14 protein-coding genes and 2 tRNA genes are annotated in these 18189 nt (G+C 44.8%); 3 read left to right on the top strand and 13 right to left on the bottom strand.

Annotated elements, in window-relative coordinates:
* The first annotated feature begins 184 nt into the window (after positions 1-184).
* From ACJJIE_RS01925 to ACJJIE_RS01935, 3 genes are all read left to right on the top strand, one after another.
* Positions 185-892: an alpha/beta fold hydrolase gene (locus ACJJIE_RS01925; protein ID WP_282932115.1), complete on the top strand. Its 708-nt coding sequence runs from the start codon at positions 185-187 to the stop codon at positions 890-892.
* 283 nt (positions 893-1175) lie between these two features.
* Positions 1176-2345, top strand: a complete 1170-nt coding sequence (locus ACJJIE_RS01930; protein ID WP_282934669.1) for a serine hydrolase domain-containing protein — start codon at positions 1176-1178, stop codon at positions 2343-2345.
* 438 nt (positions 2346-2783) lie between these two features.
* The gene (locus tag ACJJIE_RS01935) at positions 2784-4271 is read left to right on the top strand and encodes an APC family permease (protein ID WP_282932116.1); all 1488 of its coding nucleotides are present in this window, start codon (positions 2784-2786) and stop codon (positions 4269-4271) included.
* 100 nt (positions 4272-4371) lie between these two features.
* On the opposite strand, the gene ACJJIE_RS01940 is transcribed toward ACJJIE_RS01935, so the two are convergent.
* The 13 genes from ACJJIE_RS01940 to ACJJIE_RS02000 form a co-directional block, all read right to left on the bottom strand.
* Complete coding sequence (locus tag ACJJIE_RS01940) at positions 4372-5742, bottom strand: cytochrome-c peroxidase (protein WP_444893341.1); 1371 nt, start codon at positions 5740-5742, stop codon at positions 4372-4374.
* A 317-nt stretch (positions 5743-6059) separates the two neighbouring features.
* Entirely contained in the window at positions 6060-6707 is a 648-nt protein-coding gene (locus ACJJIE_RS01945) for an MOSC domain-containing protein (RefSeq protein WP_282932118.1), read from the bottom strand.
* Between the two features lie 706 nt (positions 6708-7413).
* Positions 7414-8574 (bottom strand): patatin-like phospholipase family protein, encoded by a 1161-nt coding sequence (locus ACJJIE_RS01950; RefSeq protein WP_444893342.1) that lies wholly within the window; start codon positions 8572-8574, stop codon positions 7414-7416.
* Between the two features lie 609 nt (positions 8575-9183).
* Positions 9184-9726: a hypothetical protein gene (locus ACJJIE_RS01955; protein WP_444893343.1), complete on the bottom strand. Its 543-nt coding sequence runs from the start codon at positions 9724-9726 to the stop codon at positions 9184-9186.
* Positions 9726-10040, bottom strand: coding sequence for a hypothetical protein (locus ACJJIE_RS01960; protein ID WP_282932121.1), 315 nt, complete (start codon positions 10038-10040; stop codon positions 9726-9728). The genes ACJJIE_RS01955 and ACJJIE_RS01960 overlap by 1 nt, the downstream gene beginning before the upstream one ends.
* A 199-nt stretch (positions 10041-10239) precedes the next feature.
* Positions 10240-10644: a right-handed parallel beta-helix repeat-containing protein gene (locus ACJJIE_RS01965; protein ID WP_444894736.1), complete on the bottom strand. Its 405-nt coding sequence runs from the start codon at positions 10642-10644 to the stop codon at positions 10240-10242.
* Between the two features lie 286 nt (positions 10645-10930).
* Positions 10931-11101: a hypothetical protein gene (locus ACJJIE_RS01970; protein WP_282932123.1), complete on the bottom strand. Its 171-nt coding sequence runs from the start codon at positions 11099-11101 to the stop codon at positions 10931-10933.
* Positions 11102-11208: 107 nt separating this feature from the next.
* A tRNA-Arg gene (locus tag ACJJIE_RS01975) sits at positions 11209-11285 on the bottom strand.
* 1144 nt (positions 11286-12429) lie between these two features.
* A tRNA-Arg gene (locus tag ACJJIE_RS01980) sits at positions 12430-12506 on the bottom strand.
* A 257-nt stretch (positions 12507-12763) separates the two neighbouring features.
* A complete protein-coding gene (locus ACJJIE_RS01985) occupies positions 12764-13375 on the bottom strand; it encodes an outer membrane beta-barrel protein (RefSeq protein ID WP_282932124.1) in 612 nt (203 codons plus the stop codon).
* A 246-nt stretch (positions 13376-13621) separates the two neighbouring features.
* Positions 13622-14110 carry a DUF1993 family protein gene (locus ACJJIE_RS01990; protein ID WP_444893344.1) on the bottom strand — a complete coding sequence of 163 codons (489 nt, stop codon included), beginning with the start codon at positions 14108-14110 and terminating at the stop codon, positions 13622-13624.
* Between the two features lie 61 nt (positions 14111-14171).
* Positions 14172-16391 (bottom strand): ATP-dependent helicase, encoded by a 2220-nt coding sequence (locus ACJJIE_RS01995; protein ID WP_444893345.1) that lies wholly within the window; start codon positions 16389-16391, stop codon positions 14172-14174.
* A gap of 66 nt (positions 16392-16457) precedes the next feature.
* On the bottom strand, positions 16458-18188 hold the full coding sequence (locus ACJJIE_RS02000) for a SulP family inorganic anion transporter (RefSeq protein ID WP_444893346.1): 1731 nt from the start codon (positions 18186-18188) through the stop codon (positions 16458-16460).
* Position 18189: the final 1 nt, after the last annotated feature.

An 18189-nucleotide genomic window follows, 5' to 3' on the forward strand; every position in this document is an offset into this window, starting at 1 on the left:
TAGACTTGCCATGCTGCATCTCCTTTTGACCTGGCATTAATACGACTAGGACGGTCGACCTAGACGCATTAATGCTAGGTCAATCGTCCTAGAGGTGTCAACTGTTTGTTTATTTCTATACTTGTGAGAACTCAAGCGGTGACAATTTATACAGTCGGTATGTCCGGCTAATGGTGATGCCAATATGGCAACATTTGTCCTGGTTCACGGTGCTTGGCAGGGTGGCTGGTGTTGGAAGCGGGTCTCAGCGTTACTTAGGCAATATGGCCATGAGGTATATTGTCCGACTTTGACTGGCCTTGGGGAGAGGGCACACCTACTATGTGAGTCGATAGACCTAGATACGCATATTCAAGATATCCTCGGTGTTGTTGCCTGTGAAGAGTTAACAGATATTGTTCTGTGCGGCCATAGCTATGGCGGAGTGGTAATAACAGGTGTTGCTGACAAATTGCATCAATATATTCGCTCACTAGTCTATCTCGATGCCTTGGTCCCAGAAAATGGACAAAATGTCATCGATCTTTTGCCCGCTGATATCGGCATGGAGCTTCAGAAAGCTGCTAGAACCAAGGGGGATGGCTATCGTGTAGCGCCAACTCCGGCTATAGCTTTTGGGGTCGGCATGCAAGATCAGGGTTGGGTGGATCGACACTGTGTCGATCATCCGTTGGGGTCTTTTGTACAAGCAATAGAGCTGCAAGGATTGTGGAAGCAGGTAGCTCGATATCGATATATCTACGCGACTGGGTGGACGCCAGGTATTGGCGGGCCGTTCTTCAAAAAAGCTCAGAGAGAAGTTGGTTGGGAAGCGATGACCATTCCCTGTGGCCATGATGTGATGATAGATATGCCCAAGGAACTTGCACAAATTTTGGTGGCTTCGATTTAACGCTTGTCGTCACTTAAGGTAAATACTGAGCATCCACTTATACGAGCTTTGATAAGTGTTAAACCGGAAATATTGCAGTGTACTGTAGGTTTACGACCGGTAATAAAAAAGTTTGCCTTGCTGAATCCATTTTTAGCATTAGATGCGTCTAATAAATTTGTTGTTGCTTCAATATGGCTCACCTCGGTTTGGGAATATTTGCAAACTTTAGTAGTTGATAAGCGAGTGTGCCTCATTGGGTAAAGAGTTCCGGTGTGACTATGGTAAGTTCGAAGTGAAAAAAATGTTAAAAAATTATTTATTATTTGGTTTGGTAGCGTTATTTGCTGGCTTGAGTTTGAGAGCCTATGCTGCTGATGATAAATTTTATAGCGCGGAACAGAAGATTGTAGAGCTAAAGGAAGAGTTTAATTTACCATCACTATCTGTTGCAATTGGACTTAACAATAGACTAACTTTTGCCCAAGCAGTAGGATATTCCGATATTGAAAAGGATCTGGAAGCTAATACGGATACCCAATATTCGGTTGGCAGCTTGTCTAAACCAATGACTGGCTTGGCTGTGGCCCGGTTAGTTGCTACTGGGAAACTGGACTTGCGACAGCCAGTAAGTGATTATCTGGAGCGTCCTCAATATACGTCGAAATTTAGTATTGCTGAGCTTGCGGCACACACTGCTGGAGTGCCACACGATACTCCTGAGAGAGATTTAGCTGAGTTCATTGATGTAAAGGATCATCAACGTCCTATGGATGCGTTTTACGTATTCGATAAACATCCTCTTTTATTTGAACCTGGAACCGGGCAGCACTATTCATCAAATGGATACATATTGCTATCTGCTGTTATCGAGGAGGCATCTTCAAAAGGATATGTCGATTATCTTAGCTCTGAGGTCTGGGATCGTTTGGGAATGAAGGCTACTGAACTGGATACCTCTTTTGCCGGACAGGAGAGTGAAGCAACTTACTATTCCAGTGTGAACAAAGAAGGATTACATGTTCGCTCGCTCGACAAGCGAGATAGGAGTTTCCTTTTTGGTGGTGGAGGTTTTATTTCAACACCAACTGATCTAGTGCGAATGGCTCAAGCCACCTATGGAGTAGGGTATCTGTCAGTAGAGGCCCTACAAGCGCTTTCAATGCCGGTAAAATTGCGTAGTGGCGAGATCAATGAGGAAAAATACTCACTTGGTTGGAGGGTGGCTAGTGTCAAGCTAGGAAAGGATGATAAGTCATGGTTAGCGCTGCATCATGGTGGAGTGACTGATAATGCTGCTACGGCTTACCTTTTAGTTGTTCCTGAATGCAAAGCTTCAATAGCTTTTGCGACTAATTATGTGCCAGGTCAGTTCTGGCGCATGAGGGGGCGTATTGCGTCAATCTTGAAGGAATATATTGATATTCAAAGTTGTGACCGTTGGAGCTTTGCTCAGTCTTCAGTGGATGCTTAGTACCTACCGCTTGATTTCAGCCAAGGTAGCCTGTGCAGTACCACTATGTATCCATGATACTACTGGATATGGGAGCGATTCACTATAGCATTTGAGCTAGAAAATATTTCCAAAACTTGTCTTTAGGGAGAGAGAGAGGCTTTTACCACCTAAAGCTTGATAAAGTGACTGCATTGAGAGTCGAGGTATTTTGGTAAAGCGTATTGGCCCCTAAGGGAGTTGGTGGTAGTTTATTTAACTTACTAAATACAGACGGCTTTTTATTCCTAAAGCGCAATAGCTTCATGTTTAGTTTTGATTTCTGACCTTAAACAAAAAGGATAACTTACTGTTCCGTGGTTAAAATGAATCGAGCTAGCTAAACTAATATTACTGGCAGCAGGGCCAATCAGGTTAAATAGATACGATACCTGCGAAACACTCCAGAAAACGGTTGATATGGGTCGTGCCAAAGGCGGGAAAAAACGCGTTTCTCTGTTGAGTGCTACGCTGCTTAGTGCCACCTGTATGATAGGTTCGGGTTGGTTGTTCAGTGCACAACTTACTGCAAACTATGCCGGTAATTGGGCTTTTGGAGCTTGGATATTAGCGGCACTTTTGGTCTTGATGGTAGGTTTGTGTCTAAGTCGGGTAGTTGCATTTTATCCGGTTCGTGGGGCTCTAGCACAGTCTAGTGCACTGTCACACAATAGCATCTTTGGGATGCCATTTGCGTTCGCTAACTGGTTTGGCACATTAATGGTTGTTGCAACCGAGGCGCAGGCAACAACCCAATACCTCTCGTCTGCAATAGATTCTTCTTTGTTAATTGATAATCATACCTTGACCCCATGGGGAAAGGTATTGGCTTTAAGTATTCTTTTTATATACTTGGTGATTAACTATTATGGAATACGATTTCTTGCCAAGATCAATAATGTTATTACTGTACTAAAAATATTTACACCGACATTTGCAATAATCGTATTGTTAATAGTTGTATTTAGTAACGATACAAGTGGGTCAAATTTCTCAGTTGACCCTAGTCAGGAATTTGGCTTCAAAAGTGCTTTTTCAGCAGTTATTGGGGCGGGTTTAATTTACTCGTTTAATGGCTTTCAGATCAGTGTTGCATTTGCCAGTGAAATAAAACATCCAAAGCGTAATATTCCTTTGGCCGTCACTTTTTCAATTGCAATCATGACGCTCGTTTATCTGGCATTACAATACGCATTTATGGCGTCAGTACCGAATGACCTCCTGGTGGAAAATGGTGGGTGGAAAGGAATTAATTTTGACTCACCGCTTTTGGACTTGGCGACGCTGCTTGGATTGCATTTTCTTGCGATGGTACTACTTGCTGACAGTGTAATAAGCCCCTCTGCATCTGGATATACCTATTTGGGAGCATCGTCGAGAATTCTATTTGCAATGGCCTCAGTAGGACAAATGCCACGATGGCTGGCTGTTTTAGATCCTATACACAATTTATCAAGACGCTCGATGCTCACTAATTGGCTGATAGCTGCAGTTGTACTTGCCCATGCTGATAGCTGGGCGGCTTTAATGGTGATCGTTTCTGGATATCATATTGTTGGATATATGGCAGCTCCCATTAGTATGGGAGCATTGGAGCCCAAGCTAAGAAATTTTGGAGTAGTCGTTTTTGCTCTGCTGGGGATACTAATGACAACGATAACCTCATCATCTTCATTGTTGTTGGTTTGTGTATCTTTGTCTATTTTAATTTGTATTTATGCATCACTACATGTGGTCAGTATTGGGTTGAAAAAGCTGGCAGTGCTTGTTCTTCCATTTGTTATTTACTTGTGGCTTCTATATTTTTTCCAATATGAATGGTTGGTTTTGGCTTTTTCTGCTGTCTTTTATTTGCTGATATCTTCAAAACCGTATGTGAGATTTTGCAGGGTATATAATAAATTGTGATTTCACAAGGCGTATTTTCACTTTGTAAATATTGTGTTCTATTTAATGGGGGGTATGTGCACTTGGAGATTTTGGATTTGATTCCAGGTGCACAGAGGAGTTAATCAGATATTGGCAAACCGCTGGGTACTGAATCGGGAATATTCTCACTTAGATCAAGGCTATTTGGATCGGTCAATGCTTTCAGAAATTCTACGATATCAGAAACCTCACTTGCAGACATATTGGCGGGTCTTAACAAGGGTTCTCGTAGTGCGGCTTGTGCTATCGATCCAGTCCGAGCTGGGCTGTTCATTACGGTAAAGTCTATTTCATCTAAATCGGTTCGAGAAGGTAATATGGCCTGGCTTTGATCATAGGTCATTAAGGAGAGAACAGGATTGTTATAGTGATTTACAATGCTCTCAAGAGTTGTATAAGCACCAGAGTGCCCATAGGGCGCGGTTAATTCAATATTTCGTAATGATGGCGTGCGGAATTTAAAGCGATCTGCACTATTACCTGAGACTCGTTCTCGGCCAAAATCTTCAAGCCCGTCTGAGAATCCCTCTGTGTTATCTCCCAAGCCAGGGCCAATTTGCGGCATAGCGATAGCATGAAATAGATTGTCTGTTTGGAGTGGGCCGGCATGGCAGATTGCACAGCCTTTATCATTAAATAGCGCCATGCCGCGTAAAGCAGCTTCGCTCATTGCATCTTCACCTCTTAATTGCTGATCGAATGGCGAATTAAGAGCTTGCCAAGCGCTAATTTCAAAGGCTGCAATAGCATTGGCAGCCATGACAAATGTTATATCGCTTTGGGTTTCTACATTTTCCGGATAAGCCGCCGCAAAAAATTCAAAGTAACCAGGAATATCACGAAGTCTCTTAGCGAGTAATTCCCATACGCCGTCTTCACCAGCAAGTTTGCCCTCTGCTACAGCGATAGAAATTTCGTTTTCTTCATCTTGCCCTGCCATTTCAGTTGCCGAGGTAACTGGAAACATAGCTTGGACTGAGACTATATTTTCCAGGCCAAGAGGTAAATCTGACCCGGCAGGACTGCTAAAGCCAGATTCTTCGTTGAGATCTATGGCAACACGTCCATCATGGAATAGATGCTGTACATTACCGCGTCCCAGGTTGAAAAGCCCTTGAGAGTTGCGTTCGACACGTTGGACTATAGCGTCATTGCTAATACCAGTATCGCGTAGATTCCCTAATCCCTGCCCACCTTCCCCCACCGGCAGGGAAAGAGCATCACCGGTATGAGTGGATGGGTGATGGCACGTTGCACATGAAATATTTCGATTTCCACTTAGCTCCTTATCAAAAAAAAGCAACTTCCCTAGTTCAATTTGCTCCGCAGTCCCCATTTCAATTCCTCCTGGCTCTCCGGGTGGGGGAGGTGTGGGTTGGGCTTGACTATAAATACTAAATATCAATAGAAATATGAGTATCTTATATTTGATAGAGATTTCAATGCTCATCAACCTGTTCCTTGTTTGTTGCAGTCTGGGACCAAAGCACCAATGAATTACCCTTTATATATGACATGGGGTGCTAGCTGAAACGTCCTTAAATGGAAGCGGTTGACAAGAAATTGAAATATTTAATATTACTTGGATTTTTATTGGTGATAAAAATTAAAACCAATATTAATTGCTAAAAAATAATCATTAATAAATTGAATAGTGAAGGGGGGGATGTTGATGGTCAGATTCTTGCTTTAGTTAAATGCTTGTCTAAGCATCTGCTCTCCAGGGAGTATATTACCAAGTAGTGAGCATGATGGATTTATCAACCATCAGAGCTTGGATAGTCGTTTTGTAGCTTTTTCTTTCCACTCTTGGGATAACGGCTTTAGAGTACTTGCTATTTGGAGTACCTCCCTTGCATTAGAAAATTGCTTATCAAATAGAGCTCTGAACAATGATTGTACACTGACTGAGCCTGGAGCTTTAAATATCTTGTTAAATAGATCTCCGCTTTCAATATGGCCTTCCTCAATGACTCTAAAATATACCCCACAGTTAAAGCTGCTAGTGAGAATCTTGGTTGCAAACCTATTTTCGAGGGCCATATTTAGCTTGAAGCAGGGTACTCTAGGTTGACTTACTTCTAGAATGCAGCTGCCAATGCGAAATTGCTCTCCAATATAGATCTCCTCTTCTTGGAGGCCGGCTATTGTTAAGTTCTCACCAAACAAGCCATATTTGAGTTCTTTTCTGCCTAACTGCTTCTTCCAAAAAGAGTGGTGATCAAAAGAAAATGCATATACTGCCATATCTTGACCGCCATGATTTTTCAAATCTGCCTGCTCATCTCCCTCAAGATTGCCTTTGCCTACAAAAACTTTACCCCGAACGGGATTTTTGAATATCCCTGTTGTGACGGTTTTACCCTTGTATTCAATGTCAACTTTCTTGGATGTATTGATAGAAAGGAGTTTCATGTTTTCCCATTTTTGGAGAGTTCTTTGTCAGGTCCATATTTTAACAAAATATATTATTGAAGCACAGCCTTCTAAGGTAAAAGAGTACTCATCTATTTATCGGTTGATACAATTTGCTTTACCTTTTCAACGTGTTAGAAAATATTGGGCGATAAGGTTAAACTCTTGCGCTTCTAGTGGGGGTAGTCTTACATGATATTTCTATTTTATGTATTTCTGTTAATGTGTTGAAGATTTTTCGCGGTACCAACGCCAGCGATCTTCTTCGTATTCATAGCAAATGTTATCGCAATGCTCCTTCTTATCTACACACCAATCTTGATTTTCATTATTTTTAATGCAGTCGTAATAGCTATTTTTGCAGGTTTTTACACATCTGTTCCTCGCTTCTCGATCATGAAGCTCGCCAGCTCTAGCGTATGTATGGAAGTAAGGTGTTAGAATGATTATAGTCGCTAACAGATAAGCTCGTTTTGACATGATTAAAGTGTCGACCAAGTTAATTTTTTGAACGATAGTGTTATTGGCTTTGCTTCAGTGAGAAACCTTATATTTTTTTGAAATATTTATTTTTTATTGGTGAGGTGATTGTTAAGTTGTTTTCCAGTTTGGGGGCTCTCTGATTAAACTTATAGCGGCGACTCAAAGTACTTTGAGTCGCCGCTATAAGTTTCGGATAATTGTCCTTTGTTAGCCGGGTGAGCTTTTATCCATTGGCGGTGGCCAGCTGGTCAATTACCTGCTGTATCGTTTCTCCATTGTTTTTGATGAGTCGATCTGAGTGAATTTTGAGAGAATCAATATTGTCGTAGTCGAATAGACCGACATGTGGCTCCGTCACCTCCACATTGAGATAGTTGTACTTAACTTTTACATTGTCAGAAAGAAGCTTGGCAATTTCCAGTGCATGGATCTGCTGCTCATCCATTGATCTCTGAACACTGGAGATGGCATCTCGCGTCCACTGTATTATGCCCCAGTTCTTTAAGTCTTTATATTTAACTTTTGAACTAGTTAGTGGTGAGGTTCCAGAGCCAAGAATTAATATATAGTAGTTCTTGTGAGGGAACTCCTTGATAATGTCCAGAAGCGCTACACTTGCAGGGTTGTTAGCTGAAATACCTGCATCCGCAAAATATTTGTGATCTATCTCATTGCTATCAGCCATAAATCCGACGGGAGGGAATAACGAAACCCCACTAACAGCAGCCGTAACCAACTGATAAAGACTGTTGGTGGGAAGTGCGCTAGTATCTTCTCCCCGGTTTTTGAAGAGGTGAAGCTCACCGGTATTTACACTGAGAGAAGGAATAATCACATAGTTTTTCAGGTCGGTGAAATTCAGCTCGGGTGTATAGTGCTTCTCCAGTACCTTATGAAGGCGACGACCCAGATATTTGGGTGAGAAGAGGCCGGAGCCCGTTAAGAGTTTATGATACCAGGGGGTGGAGAATAAGTAGTTACTCTTTGACTTGTACAAGTCAATGAGCAGGTCTGTTTTGGAATCAATGTCAGCATAATTTCTAGCCAGATGAGAAGATCGGACATTCAATCCGGTAACGATGACCGCTCCTGTTGACACACCACTGAAAACATCAAAGAGCTCGTCAACTGGCTGTCCGAGAGCTTCCTCCAAGTGCTTGATGACGTAGAGTGGAATAAGTCCGCGAATACCACCGCCATCAACAACTAGTATATTAATCGTGTCTTTATCTCTTAAATGACTGCGTATCGTATTCTCATTGTCACCCACTGGTGAGTGATAAAATGTTGCGCTCGCTGTAAGGATATAGTTATACAGATAGGCGCAGACAGTAAAGATCACGATGATCACTGTACAGATAACAAGAATATGACCGAGTTCCATTTCCGCACCTATCAGGTATTGACGCTACAAGGGTATAGACACTGAATATTCGAGGTTGACCAATCAGAGGAGACTGGTTTTGTAAAGCGTGGAGTCGGTGAAAAATCTATGTGATATTAATTCTTATGGGTTTAGTGGTCCCTAGTTTTTTATTTTTATTGGGAGATTTTTGTGAGAAAAAGGTGCGCTTTTAAGGTTGGCGCGTCTTATTTTTAGTTTTCTGGTAATGATTATTTCGTATATCGATTTTTTCGAAATTATCGATATATTGAAGGTGGATGATTAGTTTTCCAAATTTATAAGATGACTATTTAGTTGTTTTCTGTAGATGAGGCGCTTGGTGAGGATTTGTCCTAATTTTGAGTAATGTAGATTCCAGGAATAGGGCGTACTTATGTATTAACTTATTGATTTTTGTTATCTTTTATTTGACTGCAGGTTCCGATTTTAGCTGATTTTTACACCATAAAGCTTTGATCCTGAGGGAGGTCTTTCCTATCTGGCCGGCCTCAATTTAATTGATATGAGAGGTTCATATGTATACATTTTGGTATCTGTGCCTCTCAGTACGCTAATGTGTGAATCTTTCAGGCTGAGCTAGTGGCGGCTTCAGCAGGGGGAGGAGTGCTTCTTAAAAGTGGTGAGCAAGGATTTAGCTTCCTTAAGATTAAGCAAATGCTCTCTAAAGGAATTGGCTCCAGCATTTACTCCCAGAGAAATCAGTTTCATTATTACGGTGAAAGCTAACTCGGATTTTAGGTAGGGTGTAAATGCGAGGAATGCATTAAATATTGATTGATGAACTCTGTTTAGTAGTTCTTGTATCTCGGGATTATTGGTTGATATTTTTTCTGCCTTTTTTTCAAAGGCTTTTAGTTGGTTGACATACTCTGAAAACAACCTGAGATTGAACACTACTGTTTTATGTTCTTTATAGCCGGCAATGATAGTGCTAAGTGCATCATTGGTCTTTCTTAGGGCAATATAATCAGTTCTTGATAGGTCAGTATACGAGTTAGAGAGGTAGTTGATCGTATCTCTCCGTAACTGACAAAACTCAAATAAGTGCTGATCATGTTTCTTCACCTCCAGAAGTTGGTACATTTTGGTGAAAATGAAAGCTAGAGCAATTGCGGGCAATAGATAGAGCACTACTCAAACTCCTTTTCGTTAACTGGCTTTCTAGGCGCGGCTTTTCTGGTCGGGGGCGAATAAGAGAAGGCATTATCCATCAGCTTTAAAAACCTATCCCTATATTCTTTATTATCTGCTGCAAGCCGGTCAATTTCAACTTGGCGGTCCTTTAGGCGACCACTGTACATCCAGAAAAGCAGGTAATGTGCAAAGATGAAAAATATGACAAAGAGGCCATTCTTTAGCCCCATATTTTGAACAAACTGGAGTATATCTTTGAGGATATCAGTCATGTAGTCCCTTACTTCTGATTTTGACAGCTCCTCATGCATTTTTAACTATTGAGACTCTTGATTCAACTTGGTTTAACCTTGAACAGCAATTTTGGTACTTGTGTCTTGTTTGCTGTTGTTTAAATCCTGGGAATGGCCTTAGTGAGATCGGGGGGTGCTCGACTGCAGGGCAAGCCGCTCCTCTGTTGGGCTGTTAGTCTAAGTATGAGGGGGCTGAAATGGTAAACTGGTTTCCACTTCAAAGATTTCCCTTATTGCAGTCTGGGTTAAAGGGGGCTACAAGGCCAAATTGTTGGGTGCTGTTTAGGGTATTTCCAGTAATTTGGTTATTCAAGCTGTTCGAATTGGTGACGATAATGCCGCCATTGCTCGATAGTGTCGAAATCCCATTATTGGATATAGTGTTGCCTGCAATCGAATTGCTTGAGTCGCCACTCAGGTTAATACCCAACTGGCCTTTTTCTGTCACACTGTTACTTACTATGTTGTTGAAATAGTCGTTTATCGGAAGTCCGGCCTCGCCGTTATTCTCAATGATGTTGTTAGATATAAATTTTAAGTCACTGCCAATCTCGAAGCCATCTTGGCTAAACCTAGAGGCGGTATTAACGGACATATTGTTGTAGTCCCCCAGGGTCTCAATGCTACCAGAGGTGGATCAGGCAGCAGGACCCGTGATATCGACGTTAGTAATGATATCGCCTTTGCCAAAAAGCAAAATGGTATTTCTTGGAGCGCTATTTATTCCAATATTAGAGGTGGAGTGGAGGCCTGAGTTGGAGGTGGTGGCTCCACTTGTGCAGTTGGTAGGCCGTCGCCGGGAATTGCTGCGGTGCTCTGGAGCTTTATTGTGTAGAAATCCGTCTGTGTTGAGTCCTGCGGTGCATAGTTAAGCTCAAACCCTGCCATATTTGGGCTGCCTGTTGGGCCTAAAATGGTGATACAGGGTTGGTGGCACTTAACTCACGGTTAAGGTCCCGAGGTTGAGCGGTGGGCTCAGATACTGTGCCACCGTACTTAACAGCGAGTACTGCGGTAAAGGCTATGGCCAGCAAGCCTGGTTGCTCGAGCATGTCCAGATTGGTGATGTCCATATCCATAGTGTTACCCCTGAAAACCTCTCCTTGTTTTCGTAGCCCTGCGATTTGGGTTGAGGTTGCCGCAATAAAAAAGGGGCTTACGTCAAAAAACGTAAGCCCCTTGAAAGTGGCGCGCTCGGGAGGATTCGAACCTCCGACCGCCTGGTTCGTAGCCAGGTACTCTATCCAGCTGAGCTACGAGCGCGTCGAGGAGGCGCACAATATAGATAGGCAGGCGCAGAGTCAAGCATTTTCTTCGGCTATTGGATTATTTTTGATGTTTGGCGACATTAAGGGCTGGCAATATGTTGGCAGGGGTTGTTTTGATCGAGGTAACGCTATCTGAGTTGATAGTGAGGGAGGCTTGGCTAGGTGCTGGCTGTCGCAGGGCATTTGCTTGACCTTGTCGCAATCTCTCCCGGTTGAAACTCGCTGAAGAGCGATGGTTTACGATTTGGTTGGTGGGGCGACTATTAGGATTTTATTTCAAATCGAAGCAAAAGCGTTATTTGTAACATTCTGGTTGAATGTGGTGATGCATATTTTGACTGACCATCCGGATAGCGGAGCATTACCGTAGGGCTTGAATTTAGAGGTTGATAAAAATCAAATTTGATGCGCTTATCTTTCAATAATTTAATAAGAGACTTACTGGCTTATCAAAAGTGTTACAAATTTTATGGCGATTTTGTGGCGGGTATTTTTTAGGGTGCTATTGTTGGAGTTTTTTAAATTGAGCTGCGTAGTTATTGGGAATTGAAAAAGAGATCGAGTTGGGCGAGGTTTGTAGCTCCGTCCAATTGCCTGGAAAGGCCGCTATTAATATCACTGGATGATATTCCCCGTGTTGCCACTACCAAATTACACAATATTGATTGCCTCGTAGGCTCCATCTTGAAAGGTTGCTGTTGTATTAGATACGCCAGTCTGAGCGTAGAGGCAAAATTTCTACTCCCAATGAGCTGGTGAAATAATTCATTTAGCTTGCCAGGTTGTGTAGTAAGGGATTGAGTTGATGATCCTCCAAATGAAAATACGAGATTAAGCACACCGTCTTGAAGAACTTCAGCTGGAAAGTCGCTGGCGGAAGGGGGTGCGTGGCTTGACCTCAGCTTGCTCAGTCACTTCTCTCACGGAAGCCCTATGGGTAACCCCTTGCAGCCATCCTTGTTGCAATATCTTGGCTGGGTCAATCGGTGTAGGGAAAGTATTGCTGATATAGGGTGGGGATGCTATGGGGAGGGGGAGTGTCAAATCAGCAGGGATGAGGTTTAGGTTTCTTGTGGATTGAGAGAGGCATGAGTAGGTATAAAAAAAGCCCGGACCTTTCGGTGCGGGCTTTTCGTGTGTGGCGCGCTCGGGAGGATTCGAACCTCCGACCGCCTGGTTCGTAGCCAGGTACTCTATCCAGCTGAGCTACGAGCGCGTTACGGGTGCGGATATTATAGATGCCCCTGGCACAAGTCAACCTAAAGAATAAAAAAATCCTTAAAAATCATTGTGTTGGCTAAAGATTGGACATTTAGGGTATATAGTATACGTCGCGGATAGCCCCTGCCAGGGTTGCACTTTGGAAGCTTCTTGACCAAGTAGTCGCTATTCCTGGGTGGGTAGTGTTGTCAATGTTAGGGGAGGTTAGGAGCACCGTAAATCTGTGCTCCTTAAGGATTCTTCAACGATTGGTTAGAAGCGAACTTCCAGTGACAGAGAGGCCCCGCTTATTCTCACGATGTCATTATCGATTCTTGTCCACTGCAGCCTGCTTGAAAAGCTGTCGGTAAAGTTGTAGGTCGCTCCAATACCGTAGGTCAGATCGAAACTATTATCCTTGGATTCATCAATAGGGCTTAAGGGGCCATCGTGTAGCCAACTTGATTTTGGCCTATATACACTGTCGACCCTAGTGTATGAAATGCCTAGTAGGGCGTTCAAAGTAAGGCTTTCCAATACGGGGTACTGAACAACAGAATTTATCTGAATGTTGTCGGCATTAATAGTCTCATCATCAGTAATATATGTGACATTGGTTGCGTAAGTGCTGTAGGTCTCGTTAAAGTGATTGTACTCGGCCTCCACAGAAAAATACTTATGGAATTGGTAGCCGACATATATCTCGGTCGAGCGAGCATGATCCGTAAATTGCTCACCTGCTTGATAATAATCTGGGAGGTCTTTTTGACCATCAAAAGCATAGTTGCCAGTGCCTATTCCTAAATAAAATGGTTTTTCTACAGCCATAGAGAAGCTGGAGATTGTCAAAGCCGGGAGTAGTAGAAACCATCTAGAAATTTTCATGCCCGTTACCTCTATTCCTTTAAAAGGTGATGTTACTATTTAGCTGAAGCGCGTTTATATTTTTTTGATGGATGTGGTCAAGTTTTTTGGAGGATTTAAAGGGTTTGAAAATAAAATATTTTGGTACCATCGTAAGATTAAGATTTAATCTTTGTTGCTCTTTATGCCGGGGTGGCTAGTGGCTGATATAGAATTTGAAGCCAAAACTGTGAATGAAAAACTGGGGCTGGATATCTAGGAAGGCTTTTAAATAAAAGTAAATCCAGTCGGATAACTGTGGAACCCATCAAAATCGCCTTTGCTAAGGGGTACACCGCAGTGGCGTGCAATTGCATAAACCATACTCATGTGGAATAGGAAGTTTGGAATTATATATTGATGGATATATTGTGGCTGTGGGAGATCCACTGTTGTGAAACCCGCTTTATCATTGATTCTTCTACTACTGTCCAGATCGGTTACTTCGGGTAAAGAATCTAAATAATTTAGTGTTTTCTGGATGGTTCTCAGAATAATTTCCTTTGTATTCCCATCTTCTTCAAATGTCACAATTTTCTGGTCAACGAGTGGGCAATATCCGCGAAGAGAAAAATTGGCTGCAATTTTTGCATTCTCGGCTAAGCTGAACATGTCAGGTGCCAGCTGCTTGTGAAATATTTCCTGCGGAATTTTAGTCACAATTGAAAGTAGTTGGGAAAGATAATTATGAAGGAGGCTCTTGATAGATATTTGCATTAGGTAACCTGATAATAGCGAATGAATAATTTTTTTGTGGTACACACGTTCCTGGATATTGCTACATCAGATATTGTGACAAAGTCTCCCAATTAAATCGTCGAGCTTTTCCATCGCTAAATAAAATCTCGATACGCTTGTCCTCCCATCCTAAAACCCTTCCATAGCCAAGTTTTCGATGCCGTAGTCCCTCTCCAGGTTCGGGTTTTCGCATGGGGGCCCGGGGTGCACTGATATTGGGGTTGTAATCGCAAGCTTCTAAATAGTGGAGCGCTTGACGCGATACCGGTACATCGGTATCGATTTTTTCCGGGCGCTCCTTTAGGGAGTCTGCCATCAATTTACTTAAAGGAAGCTGCATTTCATTAATAAATAATGAGGGCTGCGAAGCCTCTGGATCATTCTTTTTGGAGTCTTCTGCAGGGGCCAACAAGAAGAGTTTTGACTTGGCGCGGGTCATCGCCACGTACATCAAGCGGCGTTCGCTCTCCAGTGACGCGGGTGTGCTGAAGTCCCGTTGAGGTTGATAGGGCATATTGTGCTGGGTGAGGGTGGGGATAATTACTTGTTCCCATTCCAAACCTTTAGCTTGGTGCATAGTCGTTATCTGTATAGCATCCGCTTCGGTTTGTTCGCCCTCCCGGTGTTGGCGTTGAAGTTCTTGTAGATGTGCCAGGGCTTCAGCGGGTGGCTGCTTCAGTGTGTCCAGGTATTTGCAGAAAGCGAGGATGGTCTGTTGCCTCTCCTCCCCTTGTTGGCGGGTGAAGGCGTCGTCAGCGATTCCGCTGAGAAGTTCCAGTTCACCGATATGGCGACGCAGTAGCTCTCCAGCGTGACCGCGCCAGCTCTCAATCTGGGTAAGCAGGTCTGCCCGTTGGCGCAAGCGTTTGGTCTGGGGCTTACTCAGGTTTTCAGGTAGCAGGGCAATCAGCTTCTTGCCCCAGCCTTTGCCCAGCGCTGCCAGAGAGGAACAGATGGGCTCCAGGACTTTGCGCGGAATACGCACATGGGGAGAGGTCAGCCATTCGTAAAGTCCCTGCTGGCGACGCTTGGGTGGAAGTTCGGCGAATCGACCGGAGGCAATATTTAAACTCCAAAATAAGGGGCGCAGCTCCCGGCGCGAAAGGACGGTGTTGCGGCTTGCTGAACGGTAGGGAATATTATTGGCCAGCAGTGCCAGTTCAATAGGAGCGGCGATAGACCACAGCCGCACCAATACGGCGACATCCCTGAGTGGTTGATCTTGCTTTTGACATCGGCGCAGGTGCTCTACAAGCCAGCGCCCCTCCTTATCGGTTTTTACCAGCTCGATTTCTGTTTGCTGATCTTCATTGGCTGAAACACAGAATATATCGGCGCGATCGCGATTGTTCTCAATAAAGTGGTTGGCGGCCAGGGATAGCTGGTGGCCGTAACGGAAAGTGCGGCTCAGGTGATAAATATTCGAGGGGGGAAAATCCCCATCGAAAAATGTGAGCAGGAAATCCGGTTTGGAGCCTCGCCATTCGTAAATTGTTTGGTCTGGGTCGCCAATCGCGATGACGTTGCCAGATTTTCCGTAGAGAACTCGCAATAAAAAGTGTTGAATCTCATTGATATCCTGGTATTCATCCACCAGGATGTCTTCGTAATAACTGCCGTACTGCTCGGCCATCTCCTCATCCATGCTGAGCAGCATGGCTGGGTCATAAATCAGGTCGGCGTAGGTGACCGCATTTTGGCTGCGACGCCAAGCTTCAAAAGTGCGAAATACTTGCAGAAAATACATGTATTCATCGCCGAGCTTCAGTTCCTGAAATGCGCTGAGATCTCCCGATAAAATTGTTTTGGTGTAGTCGATAAAAAATTCAGCGGCCTCAATCTCAGATTGCTTCCGTGCTCTAATCTCTTCGAGTTCGTGGGTAGGCGCGCACTCTTCAATGGCCTTCCAGATTTGTAATTGGATTGTGGATTGAGGCAGGGGGGATAGGTTGGCGGCAGCGATATGATCATTGGCGATCATGCGTTGGTATAAACGATACCCAACACTGTGAAAGGTATGTACCGCTGGTATCGAGCCTTCAGTCAGCTGCCGTAAGCGGCGGTCGAAGTCCTCCCGAGCACTGCGGTTGTACATTAATACTAGCAGTCGTTCGGGGGCGATACCTGCATCAAGGCGGTTCTTTATGTAGTGCAACAGAGCAGTGGTTTTGCCAGAGCCGGCAACGGCAATGATCTTGGCGTGACCACCGGCGTGATCTGCAATTGCCTGCTGTTCAGAGGTAAGGTTGTTTCCGCCCATCGCGCTCTTTGCCCAAATACTGGATATTTTGCCAGTGTTTGATGTTGTCTTACAAGTCGCGCTAACTTATTTGGGTGGTTTGTCGCTATCGGAGATTTGATGGTGGCGCAGAGCAAGCTCTGCGATGTAGGGAGAGAGGAACACGCGGCCGCTCAATTCCTGCAGTAGCTTGGAGTGGCCCAGGCGATCCAGTACGGCCCCCTTTACTTCAGCCAGATGCAGCTGGATATTCCGATTTTGTAGATCCCGGTTTACTTGTAACAGACGCTCTATCGCTGTGCTGTCGATCCGGTTAACAGACGATAAGATCAGCACCATATGGCGGGTATTGCGATGCCGCTTTATCTCTACAAAAAGTCGCTCCTCAATCGCATTGATGTTGCTAAAAAACAGGTTCTCATCAATACGCAGGAACAAAATTTCAGAGTCGGTTTTCACCGTATGGCGAAGAACATTACGGAATTGCTCAGTACCCGGTACACGCCCCACGACAGCGATATGTGGCCGGCTGGCTCGCCAGATCAATGTGGCGAATGAGAGCCCGACGCCCAGGGCAATCCCGGTCTCCACGCCAAAAAACACTACCCCGAGAAATGTGCCGGCCATAGCCAGTCCATCGGTGCGGTCGTAGCGCCAGTGGTGGGCCATACCCTGGAAGTTGATCAGGTTTGCGGCTGCAACAATGATGGTGGCGGCTAGCACGCAGATTGGCAGTTCGGTAAAGACTTTAGTGGCATACAGAAGTAGCAGGGCAATTAGCACTGCGGCTATCACGCCGCTGAGAGGGGTTTTTGCTCCACTCTCATCGTTAACGGCCGTCCGTGCAAAGCTGCCGGTCACCGCAAACCCTCCTGAAAATGCGCTGAGCAGGTTGGAGGCGCCCAGCCCCCGCAGTTCCGCATTAGTGTTGAGTTTCTCGCCGCGCCGCTGGGCGATAGAGTGAGCAATAGATAAGCTTTCGACAAAGCCGAGCAGGGCAATAATCAGGGCGGGCAAAAGCAGTTTGTAAATCAGCCCCGGGTTAATAGAGGGGATACTTAGGTGTGGTAGGCCAGCGGGAATAACCCCCACAACGGGTAACTCTTTCTCCCAGTGAAAAATAGCGGTAAGCACAATGGCAATCACCACGATAAGCATGGGCGCCAACCGCGAAAGTAATTTGGATCGTGCCGGGCTGACCCCGATTTTCCTGAGCAGGAAGGGCAAACCTAGACGGGCGGCAATTAAGCTGGCCAGTGCAATAAGCCCCAGCAGAGCTGCTTCCCGATCGGTTTCAGGTAGGTGGTTAAAGGTGCTGATCAATATTTCGAGAACCGTATCCCCATTGCTTGATATTCCCAACAAAGGGGCAATCTGCCCGGCAATAATCAGTAAGGCGGCGCCGGAGACAAAACCGTCAACAACCGGAAGACTCAAGAGGTTGGCGAGGCTGCCGAGGCCAAGAAACCCCATTAATAGCAGGATTGCTCCACTCAAGAGCGCTAATAATATGGCGCCGGAAATGTACTCGGGACTTCCCGGTGAGGCTATGGGGGTGAGAGCTGAAGCGGTCATCAGGGCGAGCACGGCCACCGGGCCGACGGACAGCACCGAGCTGGAGCCAAACAGTGCGTATCCTATTAATGGGAGCAGCCCAGCGTAGAGCCCTAGATAAGGGGGCAGGCCGGCAAGTGCGGCATAGGCGAGGGCCTGTGGGATCAGCATCATGCTGGCCAGGAGGGCGGCAACACTATCTCCCACCAGCCACTTGGGCTGGTAGCGTCGAAGCCATGGAGGGATTAGGTGGAGTAGCCGCATC

This window comes from Microbulbifer maximicatervae (SeqCode), from assembly GCF_052467325.1.

Excerpts from the sequence above, each read along its gene's own strand:
- ACJJIE_RS01925 (WP_282932115.1), top strand. The coding sequence starts at position 185 with ATGGCAACATTTGTCCTGGTTCACGGTGCTTGGCAGGGTGGCTGGTGT.
- ACJJIE_RS01930 (WP_282934669.1), top strand. The coding sequence starts at position 1,176 with ATGTTAAAAAATTATTTATTATTTGGTTTGGTAGCGTTATTTGCTGGC.
- ACJJIE_RS01935 (WP_282932116.1), top strand. The coding sequence starts at position 2,784 with ATGGGTCGTGCCAAAGGCGGGAAAAAACGCGTTTCTCTGTTGAGTGCT.
- ACJJIE_RS01940 (WP_444893341.1), bottom strand. The coding sequence starts at position 5,742 with ATGAGCATTGAAATCTCTATCAAATATAAGATACTCATATTTCTATTG.
- ACJJIE_RS01945 (WP_282932118.1), bottom strand. The coding sequence starts at position 6,707 with ATGAAACTCCTTTCTATCAATACATCCAAGAAAGTTGACATTGAATAC.
- ACJJIE_RS01950 (WP_444893342.1), bottom strand. The coding sequence starts at position 8,574 with ATGGAACTCGGTCATATTCTTGTTATCTGTACAGTGATCATCGTGATC.
- ACJJIE_RS01960 (WP_282932121.1), bottom strand. The coding sequence starts at position 10,040 with ATGCATGAGGAGCTGTCAAAATCAGAAGTAAGGGACTACATGACTGAT.
- ACJJIE_RS01970 (WP_282932123.1), bottom strand. The coding sequence starts at position 11,101 with ATGGATATGGACATCACCAATCTGGACATGCTCGAGCAACCAGGCTTG.
- ACJJIE_RS01985 (WP_282932124.1), bottom strand. The coding sequence starts at position 13,375 with ATGAAAATTTCTAGATGGTTTCTACTACTCCCGGCTTTGACAATCTCC.
- ACJJIE_RS01990 (WP_444893344.1), bottom strand. The coding sequence starts at position 14,110 with ATGCAAATATCTATCAAGAGCCTCCTTCATAATTATCTTTCCCAACTA.
- ACJJIE_RS01995 (WP_444893345.1), bottom strand. The coding sequence starts at position 16,391 with ATGGGCGGAAACAACCTTACCTCTGAACAGCAGGCAATTGCAGATCAC.
- ACJJIE_RS02000 (WP_444893346.1), bottom strand. The coding sequence starts at position 18,188 with ATGCGGCTACTCCACCTAATCCCTCCATGGCTTCGACGCTACCAGCCC.